Source organism: Cellulomonas sp. H30R-01 (assembly GCF_010119915.1).
Lineage (GTDB): Bacteria > Actinomycetota > Actinomycetes > Actinomycetales > Cellulomonadaceae > Cellulomonas > Cellulomonas algicola.
In genome coordinates this window covers 3,339,903-3,357,060 of sequence record NZ_CP048210.1, presented here as the reverse complement: position 1 = coordinate 3,357,060, position 17,158 = coordinate 3,339,903, and the positions used below count along the sequence as shown (strand labels likewise).

15 protein-coding genes are annotated in these 17,158 nt (G+C 74.0%); 9 read left to right on the top strand and 6 right to left on the bottom strand.

Going from position 1 to position 17,158, the window contains the following annotated elements:
* The first annotated feature begins 179 nt into the window (after positions 1-179).
* The 3 genes from GXP71_RS15020 to GXP71_RS15010 all read left to right on the top strand — a co-directional run bounded on the left by GXP71_RS15020 (position 180) and on the right by GXP71_RS15010 (position 3,881).
* Entirely contained in the window at positions 180-653 is a 474-nt protein-coding gene (locus GXP71_RS15020; RefSeq protein WP_124344427.1) for an aromatic ring-opening dioxygenase LigA, read from the top strand.
* Between the two features lie 242 nt (positions 654-895).
* On the top strand, positions 896-3,382 hold the full coding sequence (locus GXP71_RS15015; protein ID WP_162353305.1) for a glycogen/starch/alpha-glucan phosphorylase: 2,487 nt from the start codon (positions 896-898) through the stop codon (positions 3,380-3,382).
* A gap of 94 nt (positions 3,383-3,476) precedes the next feature.
* The gene (locus GXP71_RS15010; RefSeq protein ID WP_304515689.1) at positions 3,477-3,881 is read left to right on the top strand and encodes a DUF5997 family protein; all 405 of its coding nucleotides are present in this window, start codon (positions 3,477-3,479) and stop codon (positions 3,879-3,881) included.
* A gap of 102 nt (positions 3,882-3,983) precedes the next feature.
* On the opposite strand, the gene GXP71_RS15005 is transcribed toward GXP71_RS15010, so the two are convergent.
* The 3 genes from GXP71_RS15005 to GXP71_RS14995 form a co-directional block, all read right to left on the bottom strand.
* Positions 3,984-4,811 carry a LysR family transcriptional regulator substrate-binding protein gene (locus GXP71_RS15005; protein WP_162353304.1) on the bottom strand — a complete coding sequence of 276 codons (828 nt, stop codon included), beginning with the start codon at positions 4,809-4,811 and terminating at the stop codon, positions 3,984-3,986.
* A complete protein-coding gene (gene trmB, locus GXP71_RS15000) occupies positions 4,808-5,551 on the bottom strand; it encodes a tRNA (guanosine(46)-N7)-methyltransferase TrmB (protein ID WP_162353303.1) in 744 nt (247 codons plus the stop codon). The genes GXP71_RS15005 and trmB overlap by 4 nt, the downstream gene beginning before the upstream one ends.
* A gap of 115 nt (positions 5,552-5,666) precedes the next feature.
* Positions 5,667-6,452 (bottom strand): VOC family protein, encoded by a 786-nt coding sequence (locus GXP71_RS14995; protein ID WP_162353302.1) that lies wholly within the window; start codon positions 6,450-6,452, stop codon positions 5,667-5,669.
* 88 nt (positions 6,453-6,540) lie between these two features.
* On the opposite strand from GXP71_RS14995, the gene GXP71_RS14990 reads away from it, so the two are divergent.
* Together GXP71_RS14990 and GXP71_RS14985 are read left to right on the top strand one after the other, a co-directional pair.
* Entirely contained in the window at positions 6,541-7,533 is a 993-nt protein-coding gene (locus GXP71_RS14990) for a cation diffusion facilitator family transporter (RefSeq protein WP_162353301.1), read from the top strand.
* A gap of 82 nt (positions 7,534-7,615) precedes the next feature.
* Positions 7,616-8,953 (top strand): ion channel protein, encoded by a 1,338-nt coding sequence (locus GXP71_RS14985; RefSeq protein WP_162353300.1) that lies wholly within the window; start codon positions 7,616-7,618, stop codon positions 8,951-8,953.
* Between the two features lie 74 nt (positions 8,954-9,027).
* Here the strand turns inward: GXP71_RS14985 and GXP71_RS14980 are convergent, their stop codons facing one another.
* From GXP71_RS14980 to GXP71_RS14970, 3 genes are all read right to left on the bottom strand, one after another.
* A complete protein-coding gene (locus tag GXP71_RS14980; RefSeq protein ID WP_162353299.1) occupies positions 9,028-9,354 on the bottom strand; it encodes a hypothetical protein in 327 nt (108 codons plus the stop codon).
* Positions 9,351-10,343: an alpha/beta hydrolase gene (locus GXP71_RS14975; RefSeq protein WP_162353298.1), complete on the bottom strand. Its 993-nt coding sequence runs from the start codon at positions 10,341-10,343 to the stop codon at positions 9,351-9,353. The genes GXP71_RS14980 and GXP71_RS14975 overlap by 4 nt, the downstream gene beginning before the upstream one ends.
* 300 nt (positions 10,344-10,643) lie before the next feature.
* Positions 10,644-11,300, bottom strand: coding sequence for a histidine phosphatase family protein (locus GXP71_RS14970; RefSeq protein WP_162353297.1), 657 nt, complete (start codon positions 11,298-11,300; stop codon positions 10,644-10,646).
* Between the two features lie 212 nt (positions 11,301-11,512).
* On the opposite strand from GXP71_RS14970, the gene GXP71_RS14965 reads away from it, so the two are divergent.
* From GXP71_RS14965 to GXP71_RS14950, 4 genes are all read left to right on the top strand, one after another.
* The gene (locus GXP71_RS14965; RefSeq protein WP_162353296.1) at positions 11,513-12,388 is read left to right on the top strand and encodes a hypothetical protein; all 876 of its coding nucleotides are present in this window, start codon (positions 11,513-11,515) and stop codon (positions 12,386-12,388) included.
* Between the two features lie 143 nt (positions 12,389-12,531).
* The gene (gene clpB, locus GXP71_RS14960; RefSeq protein WP_162353295.1) at positions 12,532-15,132 is read left to right on the top strand and encodes an ATP-dependent chaperone ClpB; all 2,601 of its coding nucleotides are present in this window, start codon (positions 12,532-12,534) and stop codon (positions 15,130-15,132) included.
* A 156-nt stretch (positions 15,133-15,288) separates the two neighbouring features.
* Positions 15,289-16,338 (top strand): Gfo/Idh/MocA family protein, encoded by a 1,050-nt coding sequence (locus GXP71_RS14955; RefSeq protein WP_162353294.1) that lies wholly within the window; start codon positions 15,289-15,291, stop codon positions 16,336-16,338.
* Positions 16,339-16,380: 42 nt separating this feature from the next.
* Positions 16,381-17,076, top strand: a complete 696-nt coding sequence (locus GXP71_RS14950) for a DedA family protein (protein ID WP_162353293.1) — start codon at positions 16,381-16,383, stop codon at positions 17,074-17,076.
* Positions 17,077-17,158: the final 82 nt, after the last annotated feature.

The window sequence follows — 17,158 nt, the reverse complement described above, 5'->3', positions numbered from 1 at the left end:
GCCCTCCTCCGTGCGCCTGCCCGAAAAAGGGCGGATGACCTGCGGCGACACCGCGAAGAACGTGGGACTTGGGTCCCGTACGTGAAGCAGATGTGAACGCAACGATCTTCATGTGAGCCCGATCGGCTCACCGGATCTGGGGAGATCCGCACTCCGGGGGTACCGAAAGGTCACGAACCATGAGCACCAGCACCGTCACCACCAAGTCGCCGGCCCGTCTGATCGGCCTGATCGTCATGATCCTCGGCGGCGTCTTCCTCGTCGCGGGCGCCGTCACGTGGGGCGCCGTGTCGAGCAACCTGCGCGCCGAGAACATCACGGTCTCGGAGGACGCGGACATGTTCGCGAACCAGATCGTCGACACGCCCTGGGAGGCGTACTCGCAGGCCGCGATCATCAACCACCACGCGCTCGAGGCGTCGGGCGGCAAGACCTACGCCGAGCTGGACCGTGAGGACCCGGTCCGCGCCACGGTGATGAACGGCTCGTTCCTGCGGGCGTCGCTGTTCACCTCGGTCGTCGCCTTCGGTGTCGCGCTCCTCGTCATGGGCGTCGGCGTCACCTTCGGGCTCGTGGGCTGGGCCATCCGTTCGCTCGGCACCGTCGTCGCCGGAACCTCGACGGTCGAGCGGCCCGTGGTGGCCGCGGTCTGACACCGCACGGCGAACCCGCCAGCACGGCGGTGACCCCGCCGCGGTGAGGACCACCGGGAGGCCGGCACCCGACCAGGGGGTGCCGGCCTTCCGCATGCGCGCCGGGCGCCGACCCTCGGGCCGTCCCGCGCACCTGCACGACCCCTGCCGGGCCACCCGGACGACCGTCCGACGGGCCGGGCAGGGTGCCACGACCTGCACCGTCACCGCAACGGTGACCTTCTGGGAGGAGCGCCGCTACCGTGAGTGAGGTGACAGCGAACACCGAACCCGTCGCGACGCGTGAGCGCACTGTCGAGGGCTTCGTGCGGGAGTACCTGCGCGAGCTGAACTTCGGGCAGGGAGTCGACCTCTCCCGTGCGTCCGTCAACGACCAGTACCTCGCGCTGGCCCGCACCGTCCGCCACTACCTCATGGTCCGCTGGCTCGAGACCCTGCGCCGGCAGTCCGAGCTCCAGGCCAAGTCCGTCGCCTACCTGTCCGCGGAGTTCCTGCTGGGGCGCCAGCTCGACAACGCCCTGCTGGCCGCCGACCTCACCGACATCGTCGAGGAGGGGCTCGCGGGCCTCGGGATCAGCCTCGACACGCTGCGCCAGGCCGAGGTCGAGCCGGGCCTCGGCAACGGCGGCCTCGGCCGTCTGGCGGCGTGCTTCATCGACTCGCTCGCCACGATGAACGTCCCGTCGATCGGCTACGGGATCCGCTACGAGTACGGCATCTTCCGTCAGACGTTCGTCGACGGCTGGCAGGTCGAGAAGCCCGACTCGTGGCTCACGCTCGGCTCGCCGTGGGAGTTCCCGCACCCGGAGATGGCCGTCAACGTGAGCTTCGGCGGGACCGTCGAGGACTACGAGGACGACGACGGCACCACCCGCAAGCGCTGGCTCCCGGGCTGGAGCGTGCTCGGCGTCCCGTACAACTACATGGTCCCCGGCTACGGCAACGGCCGCGTCAACACCCTGCGCCTGTGGTCGGCCCGCGCGACGCGCGCGTTCGACCTGGAGATCTTCAACTCCGGCGACTACGCCCAGGCCGTCCGCGCGCAGACGTTCGCCGAGAACATCTCGAAGGTCCTCTACCCCGAGGACTCGACGCCGCAGGGCAAGGAGCTGCGGCTCCAGCAGCAGTACTTCTTCGTCGCGTGCTCGCTCAAGGACTTCGTCGACCAGGTCCTGCCCAAGGACTTCGACCTGACGAACCTGCCCGACCGCATCCACTTCCAGCTCAACGACACGCACCCCGTCATCGCGATCCCCGAGCTCATGCGGATCCTGGTCGACGAGAAGAAGTGGTCCTGGGACGACGCGTGGAGCGTCGTGCGGCAGGTCTTCTCGTACACGTGCCACACGCTGCTGCCCGAGGCCCTCGAGGTGTGGTCCGTCGAGCTGCTCGGCCGGCTCCTGCCGCGCCACCTCGAGATCATCTACCGCATCAACGAGCAGTTCCTCGTCGGGCTGCGCGCCGCGTACCCCGACGACGAGCTGCGGGCGCGCCGCATGTCGATCATCGCGGAGTTCCCGGAGCGCGGGATCCGCATGGCGCACCTCGCGACCGTCGCGGCGGTCAAGGTCAACGGTGTCGCGGCGCTGCACTCGCAGCTGCTGCGCGACAAGGTGCTGCACGACTTCGCCGAGTACTACCCCGGCAAGTTCACCAACGTCACCAACGGGATCACGCCGCGCCGGTTCCTGCGGCTGTCCAACCCCGGGCTGTCCGGGCTGGTCACCGAGGTCCTCGGGTCCGAGAAGTGGGTGACCGACCTCGACGAGCTGCGCGCGCTCGAGCCGCTCGCCGAGGACGCGGAGTTCCGCCGCCGGTTCCGTGACATCAAGGCGGCGAACAAGCGCCGGCTCGTCGACCTGCTCGCCCAGCGCGACGGCATCGTGCTCGACCCCGAGACGATGTTCGACGTCATGGTGAAGCGCCTGCACGAGTACAAGCGGCAGACGCTCAAGCTGCTGCACGTCGTGTCGCTCTACGAGCAGATCACGTCGGGCGCGCTCGACCCGGCCGACGTGACGCCGCGGACGTTCGCGTTCGGTGCCAAGGCCGCACCCGGGTACCGGATGGCCAAGCAGATCATCGGGCTCATCAACGCGGTCGGCCGGACGGTGAACGCCGACCCCGCGGTCGAGGGGCGGCTCACGATCGCGTTCCCGGCGAACTACAACGTCACGCTCGCCGAGACGCTCATCCCCGCGGCCGACCTGTCGGAGCAGATCTCGCTCGCCGGCAAGGAGGCGTCCGGCACGGGGAACATGAAGTTCATGCTCAACGGTGCCCTGACGATCGGGACGGACGACGGCGCCAACGTCGAGATCCGCGAGCTCGTCGGCGACGAGAACTTCTTCCTGTTCGGCCTCACCGAGCCGGAGGTGGCGGACGTCGTCGAGCGGGGCTACCACCCGACGTCGTACTACGAGACGAACCCGCAGCTCCGGCACGCGCTCGACCTCGTCGCGTCGGGCGCCTTCTCCGACGGTGACCGCAGCGTGTTCGAGCCCGTCGTCTCCAACCTCCTCCACGAGGACCGCTTCCTGGTGCTCGCGGACTTCCAGGCGTACGCCGACGCGCAGGCCCGCGTCGACGCCGCGTACGCCGACCCGGAGGCCTGGACGCGGTCGGCGATCATCAACGTCGCCCGCGCCGGGTTCTTCTCGTCCGACCGGTCGATGCGCGACTACCTCGACCGCGTCTGGCACGCGGCGCCCGTCGACCCGAGCGCCTGAGCCGGGTCCGACCCGACCGACCCGGGGGCCTCGTCGCGACGAGCGGCGGGGCCCCACGGGCGTCGGGGGCGCGCGTGGTCGTTAGGGTGGGCGCGTGAGCCCCAAGAAGCCGCAGGAGATGAAGCCGTCGACCGCGGCCGCCAAGCTCGACGTCTACCTCCCCGCGACGCCGCCCGAGTTCCAGGCCGGCCCGGTGACGCGCGACGAGCTCGCCGAGCTCCAGCGCAACCCCCCGCAGTGGCTGGTCGACCTGCGCCGCGACGGGCCGCACCCGCGCACCGTCGTCGCCGGCCGCCTGCGCGTGTCGATCAGCGGCCTCGCGCGCGGCGGCGTCACCGACCCGCTCACGACCGCGCAGATCGACGCCCTGATCGCCGACCCGCCGGAGTGGCTGGTCCGCGAGCGCGCCACGTTCGAGGAGGTCCGGCGCGAGGAGCGCCGTCTGCGCGCGCGTGAGACGGACCGCCGCGCGGAGGCGGCCAAGCGCGCGGAGGACTGAACGCCTCCCGCCGTCGCCGTCGAGCTCGTCGGTCCGCGCCGAGCTCGTGAGCTGCGCCTGACCTCGGCACGGAGTGACGCGCTCGGTGAGCGATGCGCGCCGTCACCGCCCCTGGCGACGGCCTCGGTTGGTCCCGCCGCGCTGCGGGCGGCCCGACGACGACCCGCCCGCGCGCCGTCCTGACGCCCCACCCGTCTTCCCGGCGCTCGTGCCGCCCGACGTGCCACGCGCCTTCGTGGACTTCCTGTCGCCCTTCGCCGACCGCCCCGCGGGCTCGGGCGCACCGCGTCCGCGCGACGAGCCGGCGGTGCGGCCGCGGACGATGCCGATGAACTCCTCGGTCAGGTCGTCGTGGGTGTCGGTGAGCCACGTGAGGGCGACGACCGAGCCGGGGGCGTCGGTGACCGGGCGGGAGACGAGGCCGCGGCGGTGGTGCAGGCGCGCGACGGACAGGGGCAGCAGGACGACGCCGATCCCGGCGGCGACGAGGTCGACGGCGTCGGCGGTGGTCGCGACCGGGCCGCCCGCGAACGGCTCGCCCGGGGCGTCGGTCCAGCGCACCAGGTCGTCGTCGGGGCGGACCACGGTCTCGTCGGCGAGGTCCGCGGGCGCGACCTCCTCGGCGACGGAGAAGACGTGGTCGCGCGCGGCGACGACGACGGTCTCCTCGGTGTAGAGCGGGATCGCGGACAGCGCGTCGCGGTCGACGGGCAGCCGCAGGATCGCCACGTCGGCGTCGCCCGCGCGCAGGGCGGGCTCGGCGTCGGGCGGCTCGACGACGACGAGCTCGAGCGGGACGTCGGCGAGGCGCTCGCGCCACACGCGCAGCCAGCGGTCCGGGTTCACGCCGGGCACGACGAGCACGCGGAACACGCGACCTGCTCCGCCGGTGTCGTCCGCCCCGGGTGTGGCGTGCTCGTCGGCGGTCATCGGGTTCTCCTCATGACGACGTCGCGGACCTCGTGGCCCAGGTCGATCCCGCGCTGCTCGAACTTGGTGACCGGGCGGTGCGCGGGGCGGGCGACGAACCCGTCGGCGGGGTTCTCCAGGCCGGGGTCGGCGGTGAGCACGTCGAGCATCTGGTCGGCGTAGTCGGCCCAGTCGGTCGCGCAGTGCAGGGTGCCGCCGACGCGCAGCCGGGACCGCAGCAGCGCGACGTGCGCGGGCTGCACCAACCGCCGCTTGTGGTGCCGGGCCTTGGGCCACGGGTCGGGGAAGAAGACGTGCACGGCGTCGAGCGTGCCCTCCGGGACGTGCCGGCGCACCAGGTCGAGCGCGTCGCCGTGCGCGACCCGCACGTTCGTCAGGCCGGCACGCTCGACCAGGACCAGCAGGTTCGCGACGCCCGGCAGGTGCGCCTCGACGGCCAGGTAGTCGCGGTCGGGGTCGGCGGCGGCCATGGCGACGGTCGTCTCGCCCATGCCCGACCCGATCTCCAGCACGAGGGGCGCGGCCCGCCCGAACAGCGCCGCGACGTCGAGCGACCCGTCGGCGCGCAGCGGCGCCCGGCCGAGCGCGTCGTCGTGCACCGAGAAACCGAACCGCGGCCACAGGTGCGCGAGCGCGCGCTCGCGATCGCGCCCGAGCGTCGCGCGTCGTGGGTGGAACGTGCGCAGCGGCTCGTGGGCTCGCGACGCGACGTGCCGGAACGCGTCGGAGGGCAGGGTCACCCCGCGAGCCTACGGAACCTGGCGCCGGTGCCCGTCCTCGTGCCCCGCCCTCGGATCGGCCCCGGCGCCCGTCGGGCCGATCCGCGGACCGGCACGGCAGGCGGCAGGATCGACGTCAGGCCTCGTCGTCGCTCTCCGCGATGAGCGCGAAGACCTCCCCGAACGGGCCGGAGACGATCGACATGCGGCCGTAGGGCGTGTCGGACGGCGGGCTCAGGACGGTGCCGCCGAGGTCGACGGCCCGTCGGGTCGCGACGTCGGTGTCGGGCGTGCCGAAGTACAGCGTCCACGCGGCGGGCGTCTCGGGGTCGACCTTGTCGCTGTAGCCGCCGATGCCGCACACGAGCTGACCGTCGAGCCGCACGGACGCGTACGCGAAGCCCGGCCCGCTCATGTCGTCGGCCGTGAACCCGAACACGTGCTGGTAGAAGGCGAGCGACGCGGGCTGGTCGTGCGACATGACCTCGGTCCACACGATCGCCCCGGGCTCGTCGGTGACGTCCCACCCGGTGTGCCCGTGCGGCTCCCAACCGCCGAACACGGCACCCGTCGGGTCGACGAAGATCGCCATCGAGCCGAAGTCGACGATCTCCATGCCCGGCAGCAGCACCTGCCCGCCGGCCTCGGTGACGGCGTCCGTGGTCGCGGCCAGGTCGTCCGTCGCGAGGTACAGGCACCAGGCCGACGGCGGCGCGGGGTCCTCGCCGGTCGGCTCGCCCATCCCGACGACACGGCGGCCGCCGACGAACGCCTGCGTGTAGCCGCCGACCTCCGGCCCGCCGCGCTCGAACCGCCAGCCCAGCAGCGCGCCGTAGAACGCGATGGCGCGGTCCAGGTCCGGCACGGTGATGTCGGCCCAGGCGGGGGTGCCCGTGGGCCAGCTGCCCCGGTGCGTCGTCATCGGTCCTCCTCGTGGTCGGTGCGTGCCCATCCCACACCGTTCCTCCGGGTCGCACCACGCGAGCGATGGTGCTAGTCACGGACGCATGATGCAGCCGGGTCCGGACGAGCCCGCCGTCGACGTCCTGGGGGTGCCTCAGGAGGCCGAGGACGACGGGCACGGCGAGTCCGCGCTCACCGTCGCGATCGCGCTCGGCGCGAACGTCCTGATCGCGGTCGCGAAGACCGCCGCCGCCGTGATCACGGGCGCGGCGTCGATGCTCGCCGAGGCCGCGCACTCGTGGGCCGACGCGGGCAACGAGGTCTTCCTGCTCATCGCCCAGCGGCGCGCGGCCAAGCCCGCCGACACCTCGCACCCGCTCGGGTACGGCCGCGAGGTGTACGTGTGGTCGCTGTTCGCGGCGATCGGCCTGTTCGCCGTCGGGGCGGGCGTGTCCATCACGCACGGCGTCCAGGAGCTGTCGCACCCGGAGCCCGCGTCGGACTTCGGCATCGCCTACGCGGTGCTCGGGGTGTCCCTCGTGCTCGAGGGCGTGTCGTTCGTGCAGGCGTCGCGGCAGGCGAAGCGGGCCGCCGCACGACGCGACCGCGACCTCGTCGACCACGTCCTCGCGACGTCCGACCCGACGGTCCGGGCGGTGTTCTTCGAGGACGCGGCGGCGATCGTCGGCATCCTCATCGCGACCGGCGGCATCGCCGCGCACCAGATCACCGGCTCGGCGGTGCCCGACGCGATCGGCTCGATCCTCGTCGGGATCCTCCTGGGCGTCGTCGCCGTCGTGCTCATCGACCGCAACCGACGCTTCCTCGTCGGGGAGGCGGTCGACCCCGCCCTGCACGCCGCCGCGGTCCACGCGCTCCTGGCGCTGCCCGAGGTCGCACGCGTGACCCAGCTGCGCCTCGAGTTCGTCGGTGCCCGCCAGGTCTACCTCACGGGAGCCGTCGACCTCGACGGGGACCCGGGCGAGACCGAGGCGTCGCACCTGCTCGCGTCGCTCGAGCGCCGGATCTCCGCGACGGCCGGCGTCGTCGGGGCCCTGCTGTCGCTCTCCGAGCCGGAGGAGCCGTCGATCCACGACTGACCGGCGGTCATCCGTGAGGGGTGACGCGCACGACGCGCCGGTCCGGGGACGCTGGGCGGGCACGCGGGGACGGGGGGTGGCGATGACCGAGCCGACGACCGAGTTCCGCGTGCCCGTGCGGCAGCTGCTCGAGCTCACGATCCCGGCTGCCCTCGTCGGCATCCTGTGCGGGCTCCTGCTCATCGGCCTCAGCGCGCTCGCGTCGGTGGTGGAGGGCTGGCTCTGGGACGACCTGTCGGGCCTGTTCGGGCTCGACCGCGACTCGCCCGTGTGGATCGTCGTGATCCTCACGCTCACCGGGCTGCTCGTCGGGCTCGTCATCCGGTTCGCGCCCGGGCACGCCGGCCCGGACCCCGCGTCCGCGGGGCTCGTCGAGCCGCCGCTGCCGCCGCGGGTCCTGCCCGGGCTCGCGCTCGCGATGGTCCTCATGCTCGCGGGCGGCGTCAGCCTCGGTCCCGAGAACCCGATCATGGCGATCAACGCCGCGCTGGTCGTGTGGCTCGGCGCGCGCGTCGCCGGACGCGTCGGGGTGCCGCAGTGGATGGCGCTGTCGACCGCCGGGACGCTCGGCGCGATGTTCGGGACGCCGCTCGCCGCGGCGCTCATGTTCAGCGAGCTCGACCCCGGCGACCGGCGCATCCCGCTGTGGGACCGGCTGTTCGCACCGCTCGTGTCGTCGTCGACCGGTGCGCTCACGATGCTGCTGCTGTCGGACCTCGACTTCGCGATGGACGTACCGGCCTACCCGGGGATCCAGGTCGCCGACCTCGCGATCGCCGTCGCCGTGTCGCTCGGTGCCGCCGCGGTCGGGCTGCTCGCCGCGTACGTCTTCACGCCCCTGCACCGGTTCGTGCACCGCGTCCGGCAGCCCGTCCTGCTGCTGACGCTCGGCGGCCTGGTCCTCGGGCTCCTCGGTGTCCTCGGCGGGCCGATCACGCTGTTCAAGGGCCTCGAGCAGATGAAGCAGCTCCCGGGGATGGTCGGCGAGACGACGGCCCTCGGGTTCCTCGCGTTCGCCCTCATCAAGCTCGTCGCGCTGCTCGTCGCGTCGAGCGTCGGGTTCCGCGGCGGCCGGATCTTCCCCGCGACCTTCGTCGGCGTCGCGCTCGGGTACACCGTCGCCGTGGCGTTCCCGTCGGTCCCGACCGCGCTCGCCGTGGGCTCCGCGACCGTCGGCATCATCGTCGCCGCGACCCGTAGCGGGTGGCTGAGCATCTTCCTCGTCGTCGCGATCATCCCGCAGGCCACGCTCATCCCGCCGCTGCTCTTCGCGACGCTCGCGGCCTGGCTGCTCGTCACCAACCGGCCCGAGCTGCGGGCGGCACCGCTCGACGAGCCGACACCCGCCGAGGCCGGCTCGGGGGCGTCGCTCACCCCGCCGGACACCACCGAGGAGCAGGGGTCCGTCGACCGTACGTGAGCGCCCGTCCGGCCGAGGCCGCCCCCGGGGGCGGACACGACCGGTGACCGCGGACGTCGACCGGCGCGGCCGGCTCAGGCCCCGGCGACCGTCCCACCGTCGACGCCCGCGCGCCACGCCACGACCGCCGCCGTCACGTCCGCCCCGAGCACCCGCGTGAGGTCCCGCGAGCGGTACGGCGACGTCGACGCCGCCGCGAGCGGCGCCGAGTCCTGCACGCGCGCCGCGAGCCGCGTCAGCGCCGTCCGGCCCTGGTGCTCGTACGCGTCCTGCTCGCCGTCCGTGAGCGCGACCAGCAGCGAGCCGCTGACCGGTCCCTGGTTCACGTGCACGTCGAGCAGCAGCGACCCGTCCGACTCCAGCAGGAACCACGACGACGGCTCGTGGTCGACGACCTTCACGACGCCTCCGGGCGACCGCCCGTCACGCGGTCGAGGAAGCCGACGACCTCCTTGAGGTAGCGCTCGCGGGCCGGCGCCGGCGACAGCGCCAGGTCGTGCGCGCCGCCCGGCACCTCGACGAACGTCACGTCGGGGCCGAGCCGCGGCGCGAGCGTGCGGATGTGCGCGACGTCGAGCACCGAGTCCGTCGTGAGCAGCGCGTCGTGCTCGCGGTCGTCCGGGCCGGACGCGTCGGACGCCAGCACCAGCACCGGGACCCGGATGTCGAGCCCGTGCGCGACCCGCCGGTGCCCCGCGCGCACCGCGCGGACGAACCCGGCTCGCGCCGGGAAGCCGTCGTGCGGCTTCCACGTGAGGTCGAAGTCCCACTCGCCGCCGGTCTCGCTGTGCAGCGCGCGCCCGTAGTGCGGCGCGATGTGCCCGACGACGACGTCCGGTGCGACCCGCCCGACGACGCGCAGCGCCTGCGTGAGCGCGTGCCGCTCGAACCACGAGCCCCGCAGGTCGAGCCACGGGCTGTTGAGCACGACCGCGTCGACCGCACCCGGCCGCCCGTTCGTCCACAGCGCCGCGACCAGCCCGCCCGTCGAGTGGCCGAGCAGCGACACCGACGCGTACCGCTCGCGCAGCAGCCGCACCGCCGCGTCGATCTCCTCCGCGTACACCGACAGCTCGCGCGCGGCGTTCGGGACGCGGCCGTCGCGGATCGACCGCCCGAAGTCCCGCAGGTCCAGCGCGTGCAGGTCGTACCCGTGCTGGGCGAGCGCGTCGGCGACGTGCGGGTGGAAGAAGTAGTCGACGAACCCGTGCAGGTAGAGCACGGCCCGCTCGCGCCGCGGCCCTTCGTCGCTCAGCGAACCCGCGGGGCTGACGAGGGTGGCGACGGGGTCGACGCCGCGCGTCGACCGGTGGTCGGGCCGCAGCGGGATCGTCCGGGCGGTCCACCCGTCGCCGAGCACGTCGGGCACGTCGATGACGTCGTCGTCCATGCGGCGATCCTGCCACCGGACACCCGCGCGCCGGCAGCACACGCCGACCGGCCGTCACGGACCGCCGCGCCCGCCGACCCGGTTGTGGGTGACCGCCGCGCCTGCCGACCCGGTTGTGGGTGACCGCCGCGCCTGCCGACCCGGTCGTGGGTGACCGCCGCGCCTGCCGACCCGGTCGTGGGTGACCGCCGCGCCCGCCGACCCGGTCCTGGGTGACTGCCGCGCTCGCCGACCCGGTCCTGGCGGTCGCTGGACGCGCCTGAGCGGTACCCAGGACCGGGTCGAACGGCGGGTCGTGCGTCAGGCGACCGACGGGACCGCCGTCGCGGTGCGCATCGGGCGGGCCGCGATGTGGCCCTGGTGCGCGACGTCGACGGCGAGGCTCGTGATGCGGGGGGTGCCGTCGCGGTCGACATCGACGGTCGAGACGGACGCGTTCGGGAGCGGCACCAGGCCGACCTCGTCGACCGTCGCCAGGTACGCGCCGAGCGTGAGGCCGTGGCCGACGACGAGGACGTGCCCGTCCTCGTGCTGCGCGGCGATGCGGGCGAAGACGTCGCGCGTGCGGTCCATGAAGTCGCGCGCGTGCTCGCCGCCGGGCAGGCCGGGGTGGCGACCGGCGAGGACCTCGGTGACCAGGTCGGGCCACGCGACGACCTGGTCGAGGACGCTCTCGGGCTTCTGCTCGTAGATCCCGAACGCGTACTCCAGCAGCCCGCGGTCGGTGCGCAGCGGGATGCCGTCGTGGTGGCGCAGCAGCTCGACCGCGGTGGCGACGGCCCGGCCGGACGGCGAGGACCACGCGGCGGTGAACGGGACGTCGGCGAGGTGCCGCGCGGTGGTCCGCACGCCGGCGCGGCCGTCGCGGGTCAGGGGGGAGTCGCAGCGTCCCTGCAGGACGCGGCGTGCGTTGAAGTGGGTGCGCCCGTGCCGGACGAGCGTCATCGTGAGGGTCATCGTCGCCCTGCTCTCTCTTCGGTGTCGCTCGCGACGCTAGGCGCGCGACGTGTCGCCCGGCCGACGGGGAGGTGACGCGTCGGCGACCGTTCGCCGGCAGCACGCCCGCGCGACGGTCGGACCATCCGAACGGCTGCCCGATCGGACCGGTGACGGCCGCAGGGTGCGAGGACACTGGGCTCGTCACGTCCCCACACGTCGGGAGCAGGACCATGCGTGCTCATGTCCGCCGGCTGACCGTGGCGCTCGCCGCCGTGACGCTCGCGACGGGTGCCCTGGTCGGACCCGCGGGGGTCGCGGACGCGCGGGAGCGGACGGGGCACGGGTCCGGGGTGACCCGCTGCAGCGCCCTGCCGTGGCAGGCGCGTGACGTCGTGGTCGACGGCGACCTGCTCGTCGACGGGCCGTGCGAGCTCACCGACTCCGTCGTGCACGGCGACGTGCGGGTCCTCGAGGCCGAGGGCTCGTACCTGCTGCTGCGCGACTCGACCGTCGACGGGACGCTGCGCGTCGCCGGGTCGGTGCAGGTCTACGGGTCGGACCTCGGCGCGATCCGCCTGCGCGCCGCAACCGCGGTCGTGCTCGCGTTCGGCTCGACCGTCGCCGGTGACGTCACCGGCCCGGGCCAGTGGCTGGAGCTCGCGGACGTGCACGTGCTGGGCGACGTCCGGTCGAGCGCGTTCGAGACCGACCTGGAGCGCGCGACCGTCGACGGCGACGTCCGGATCACCGACGGCTGGACGTGGATCCTGGACTCGACGCTCGGCGGGTCGCTCCAGATCACCCGACCGCCGTTCGGCGTGATCGTGTGCGGGACCGACGTCGCGGGAGGCGTGACCGTCCGCGACGCAGCGGCCGCCGTCGACGTGGGTCCCCGCGCGACGTGCCCCACGGGACCCGACGCACCGACGACGACCGTGGGCGGCACGCTCACGCTCCTGCGCAACGTGGGCCCGGTGCGGGTCGGCGACGTGCGCGTCGCGGGTGACCTGGTGTGCCGCGCGAACGTGGGCGGGGTCGCCGTGCTCGACGGGGTGACCGTCGACGGGACCCGGCGCGGCCAGTGCGCGGGCAGGCCGACGTCCTGACGCGTCGGCGAGGGTGCCCGGACGGCCGGCCCCGCCGTCGTCACCGATCGGATCGGGTCGCTCGGCCAAGTTGAGCGGAATAGACTCAAGTTTGGTCGATGTTGAGTCGGGCAGACCCCGATACCGCTCGGACAGGAGATTCCGTGGACGCCAAGTTCACCACCCGCTCGCAGGAGGCCCTCGGCGACGCCATCCAGCAGGCGTCGGCCGCCGGCAACCCCCAGCTCGAGCCCGCGCACGTCCTCAACGCCCTGCTCCAGCAGGAGGGCGGCGTCGCGAACGCGCTGCTCGACGCCGTCGGCGCCGACCGTGCCGCGCTCGGCCGCTCGGTGCGCTCGACGCTCGTCGGCCTGCCGTCGTCGGCCGGCCAGACCGTCGCGCAGCCGTCCGCGTCGCGCGCGACCGCCGCCGCCCTGGAGGCCGCGTCCGCCGAGGCGCGCGCGCTCGGCGACGACTACGTCTCGACCGAGCACCTGCTGCTCGGGCTCGCCGCCGGGCAGTCCGGCGTGGCCGACGCGCTGCGCTCCGCCGGTGCGAGCCGCGACGCGCTCGCGGCCGCGCTGCCGAACGTCCGGGGCAACGCGCGCGTGACCACGCCGAACCCCGAGGGCACGTTCAAGGCGCTCGAGCAGTACGGCATCGACCTGACGCAGCGCGCGCGGGACGGCAAGCTCGACCCGGTCATCGGGCGCGACTCGGAGATCCGCCGCGTCGTGCAGGTGCTCTCCCGCCGGACCAAGAACAACCCCGTGCTCATCGGCGAGCCCGGCGTCGGCAAGACGGCCGTCGTGGAGGGGCTCGCGCAGCGCATCGTCGCCGGTGACGTGCCCGAGTCCCTGCGGGGCAAGCGGCTCGTGAGCCTCGACCTCGCGGCGATGGTCGCGGGCGCCAAGTACCGCGGCGAGTTCGAGGAGCGGCTCAAGGCCGTCCTCGCCGAGATCACCGGTGCCGAGGGGCAGGTCGTCACGTTCATCGACGAGCTGCACACCGTGGTCGGCGCGGGCGCCGGGTCCGAGGGCGCGATGGACGCGGGCAACATGCTCAAGCCCATGCTGGCCCGCGGCGAGCTGCGCCTGGTCGGCGCGACGACGCTCGACGAGTACCGCGAGCGCATCGAGAAGGACCCCGCCCTGGAGCGTCGCTTCCAGCAGGTGTTCGTCGGCGAGCCGTCCGTCGAGGACACCGTCGCGATCCTGCGTGGCCTCAAGGAGCGGTACGAGGCGCACCACAAGGTGACGATCTCCGACGCCGCGCTCGTCGCCGCCGCGACCCTGTCCGACCGGTACATCACCGGCCGTCAGCTGCCCGACAAGGCGATCGACCTGGTCGACGAGGCCGCGTCCCGGCTGCGCATGGAGCTCGACTCCTCGCCCGTCGAGATCGACGAGCTGCAGCGCGCCGTCACGCGCCTGGAGATGGAGGAGGTCGTCCTCCAGGAGTCCGACGACCCCGCGTCGCTCGACCGTCTCGAGCGGCTGCGCAAGGACCTCGCCGACCGGCGCGAGGACCTCGCGTCCCTCACCGCGCGGTGGGAGAAGGAGAAGGCGGGTCACAACCTCGTCGGTGACCTCAAGGCGCGGCTCGACACGCTGCGCACCGACGCCGAGCGGCTGCTCCGCGAGGGCTCGCTCGAGGCTGCGGCGCGGCTCCAGTACGGGGAGATCCCGGCGCTGGAGCGGGAGATCGCCGAGGCCGAGGCCAGCGAGGAGACGACCGACGACGAGGTCGCCGCGCAGGGCACACCGATGATCGCCGACAAGGTCGGGCCCGACGAGGTCGCCGAGGTCGTCGCCGCCTGGACCGGCATCCCCGCGGGCCGGCTGCTCGAGGGCGAGACCGCGAAGCTCCTGCGCATGGAGGACGTGCTCGGCGAGCGGCTCATCGGCCAGCGCCCCGCCGTCGCGGCCGTGTCCGACGCGGTCCGCCGTGCGCGGGCCGGCATCTCCGACCCCGACCGCCCGACGGGCTCGTTCCTGTTCCTCGGGCCGACCGGTGTCGGCAAGACCGAGCTCGCCAAGGCGCTCGCGGACTTCCTCTTCGACGACGAGCGGGCCATGGTCCGCATCGACATGTCGGAGTACTCCGAGAAGCACTCGGTCGCGCGGCTCGTCGGCGCGCCCCCGGGGTACGTCGGGTACGAGGAGGGCGGCCAGCTCACCGAGGCCGTCCGCCGCCGGCCGTACTCCGTCGTGCTGCTCGACGAGGTCGAGAAGGCGCACCCCGAGGTCTTCGACGTGCTGCTCCAGGTGCTCGACGACGGCCGCCTCACCGACGGCCAGGGCCGCACGGTCGACTTCCGCAACGTCATCCTCGTGCTCACGTCGAACCTCGGGTCGCAGTTCCTCGTCGACCCGCTGCTGTCCGCCGACGCGAAGCGCGACGCCGTCATGAGCGCCGTGCGGACCGCGTTCAAGCCCGAGTTCCTCAACCGGCTCGACGACGTCGTGCTGTTCGACCCGCTGTCGCTCGACGAGATCGGGCACATCGTCGAGCTGCAGGTCGCGTCGCTCGCCCGGCGGCTGGCCGACCGTCGGCTCACGCTCGACGTCACGCCCGCCGCGCGCGAGTGGCTCGCGCTCGAGGGGTACGACCCCGCGTACGGTGCGCGCCCGCTGCGACGGCTCGTCCAGCGCGAGATCGGCGACCGGCTGGCCCGCTCGCTGCTCGCCGGCGAGGTGCACGACGGGCAGACGGTCCGCGTCGACCGCGACGGCGACACGCTCACGGTGACGTCCGCGGCCTGACCCCCGTCGCCGCGGTCCGCCCGCGTGGAAGGTCTGTCGCACCAGGCGTGACAGACCTTCCACGCCACCGGCGGACGGGGGGTGACGGGCCGGGGCGCGCGGTCTGCCGGGCGGTCGCCGGGGGCTCGCCGCGCGGGCGTCTGGCACGCTGGCCCGATGCCCGCCGACCTGCACCTGCCCGACCCGCGCACGCCCGACCCCGCCGACGCCCCGCCGCTGCGCTGGGGTGTCCTGGCGCCCGGCTACATCGCGGGGCGCTGGGCCACGGCCGTCCGCGAGCACAGCCACCAGCAGCTCGTCGCCGCCGGGTCGCGGTCGCGCGAGCGGGCGCAGGCGTTCGCCGACGAGCACGGGTTCGAGCGCGCGCACGGGTCGTACGAGGAGCTCGTCGGGGACCCCGGCATCGACGCCGTCTACGTCGCGAGCCCGCACAGCCACCACCACGAGCAGGCGCTCCTCGCGCTGCGCGCCGGCAAGCACGTGCTCGTCGAGAAGGCCTTCACGCGCAACGCCGCCGAGGCGCGCGACCTCGTCGACGCGGCCCGCGAGGCCGGCGTGCTGCTCATGGAGGCGATGTGGACGCGGTACCTGCCGCACACGGACGTGCTGCGGCAGCTGCTCGACGACGGCGCGCTCGGCGACGTCCACCGCGTCACCGGCGACTTCGCGGTGCGCGCCGAGGTCGACCCCACGCACCGGCTCGTCGACCCGGCGCTCGCGGGCGGTGTGCTGCTCGACCTCGGGGTGTACCCGGTGGCGTTCGCCTCGTTCGTCGCCCGGCACGCGGGTCTCGGCGTCGCGCCGTCGGCCGTCCAGGCGACCGGGTCGCTCACGTCGACCGGGGTCGACGCGCAGGTCAGCCTGCAGGTCGCGTACGGCGCGGCGCAGGCGCAGCTCTTCACGTCGATGCTCACCGCCGCGGGTCAGACGACCGCGGTGCACGGATCGCTCGGCCACGTGCGCGTCGACGAGTCGGCGTACGTCCCGTCCGCGCTCACCGTGACGGTCGGCGACCGCACGGCCCGCTGGGACGCCAACCGCGTCACCGGGTACGACGGGCTCGCGTACCAGGCCGCGGCCTTCGCGACCTACGTCGCCGAGGGGCGCACCGACTCGCCGCTGCTGCCGCTGGCCGAGACGGTCCGCATCCTCGAGACCGCCGACGAGGCCCGCCGCCAGCTGGGCGTCGTCTACCCGGGCGAGTGACCCGCCGCGCGTCCGTCGCGGGCGGATGACAGCATCGGACCGATGAGGTCCCCCCTGCAGCTGGCCGCCGGTCTCGGGCCCCACGCGACCCTCGCCACCACCACCTCGGAGGCCGAGCTCACCGGCCTCGTCGGGTGGGTCGTCTCCGTGATCGCCGCGCTCGGACCCGTCGGGGTCGGGCTGCTCGTCGCGCTCGAGAACGTCTTCCCGCCGCTGCCGTCCGAGGTCGTGCTGCCCGTCGCCGGGTACGTCGCGAGCCAGGGGGAGATGTCGCTCGTGTGGGCGATCGTCGCCTCGACGCTGGGCTCGCTGATCGGCGCGTGGGTGCTGTACGGGATCGGCGCGAGCGTCGGGCGGGTGCGGCTGCGCCGCTGGCTCGGCAAGGTGCCGCTCGTCGAGGTCGAGGACCTCGACCGGTCGGAGGAGTGGTTCGTCCGGCACGGCGGCGCCGCGGTGCTGGTCGGGCGGTGCGTGCCGGTCGTGCGGAGCCTGGTGTCGATCCCCGCGGGCGTCGAGCGGATGCCGCTGCTGCGGTTCAGCGTCTTCACGGTGATCGGCTCGGGTGTCTGGAACGCGGGCCTGATCCTCGCGGGATACGCCCTCGGCGACCGGTGGGAGGACATCGGGCGGTACAGCGACTGGCTGAACTGGCTGGTCTACGCGATCCTCGCGTGGCTCGTCGGCCGGTTCGTGTGGACGCGCACCCGCCGCCGCCGCGCCGTGCCCGACCGCGGCTGACGACCGCTGCGCGGCACCACGTCCGCGCGTCGGGCCGGTCGTGGGCAGGGACCCGCGGGCCGACCGCGCCGCGGCTCAGGGC

Coding starts and splice junctions, on each gene's coding strand:
- GXP71_RS15020 (WP_124344427.1), top strand. CDS start 180: ATGAGCACCAGCACCGTCACCACCAAGTCGCCGGCCCGTCTGATCGGC.
- GXP71_RS15005 (WP_162353304.1), bottom strand. CDS start 4,811: ATGACCGCCGACGAGCACGCCACACCCGGGGCGGACGACACCGGCGGA.
- GXP71_RS14995 (WP_162353302.1), bottom strand. CDS start 6,452: ATGACGACGCACCGGGGCAGCTGGCCCACGGGCACCCCCGCCTGGGCC.
- GXP71_RS14990 (WP_162353301.1), top strand. CDS start 6,541: ATGCAGCCGGGTCCGGACGAGCCCGCCGTCGACGTCCTGGGGGTGCCT.
- GXP71_RS14985 (WP_162353300.1), top strand. CDS start 7,616: ATGACCGAGCCGACGACCGAGTTCCGCGTGCCCGTGCGGCAGCTGCTC.
- GXP71_RS14975 (WP_162353298.1), bottom strand. CDS start 10,343: ATGGACGACGACGTCATCGACGTGCCCGACGTGCTCGGCGACGGGTGG.
- GXP71_RS14970 (WP_162353297.1), bottom strand. CDS start 11,300: ATGACCCTCACGATGACGCTCGTCCGGCACGGGCGCACCCACTTCAAC.
- GXP71_RS14965 (WP_162353296.1), top strand. CDS start 11,513: ATGCGTGCTCATGTCCGCCGGCTGACCGTGGCGCTCGCCGCCGTGACG.
- GXP71_RS14955 (WP_162353294.1), top strand. CDS start 15,289: ATGCCCGCCGACCTGCACCTGCCCGACCCGCGCACGCCCGACCCCGCC.
- GXP71_RS14950 (WP_162353293.1), top strand. CDS start 16,381: ATGAGGTCCCCCCTGCAGCTGGCCGCCGGTCTCGGGCCCCACGCGACC.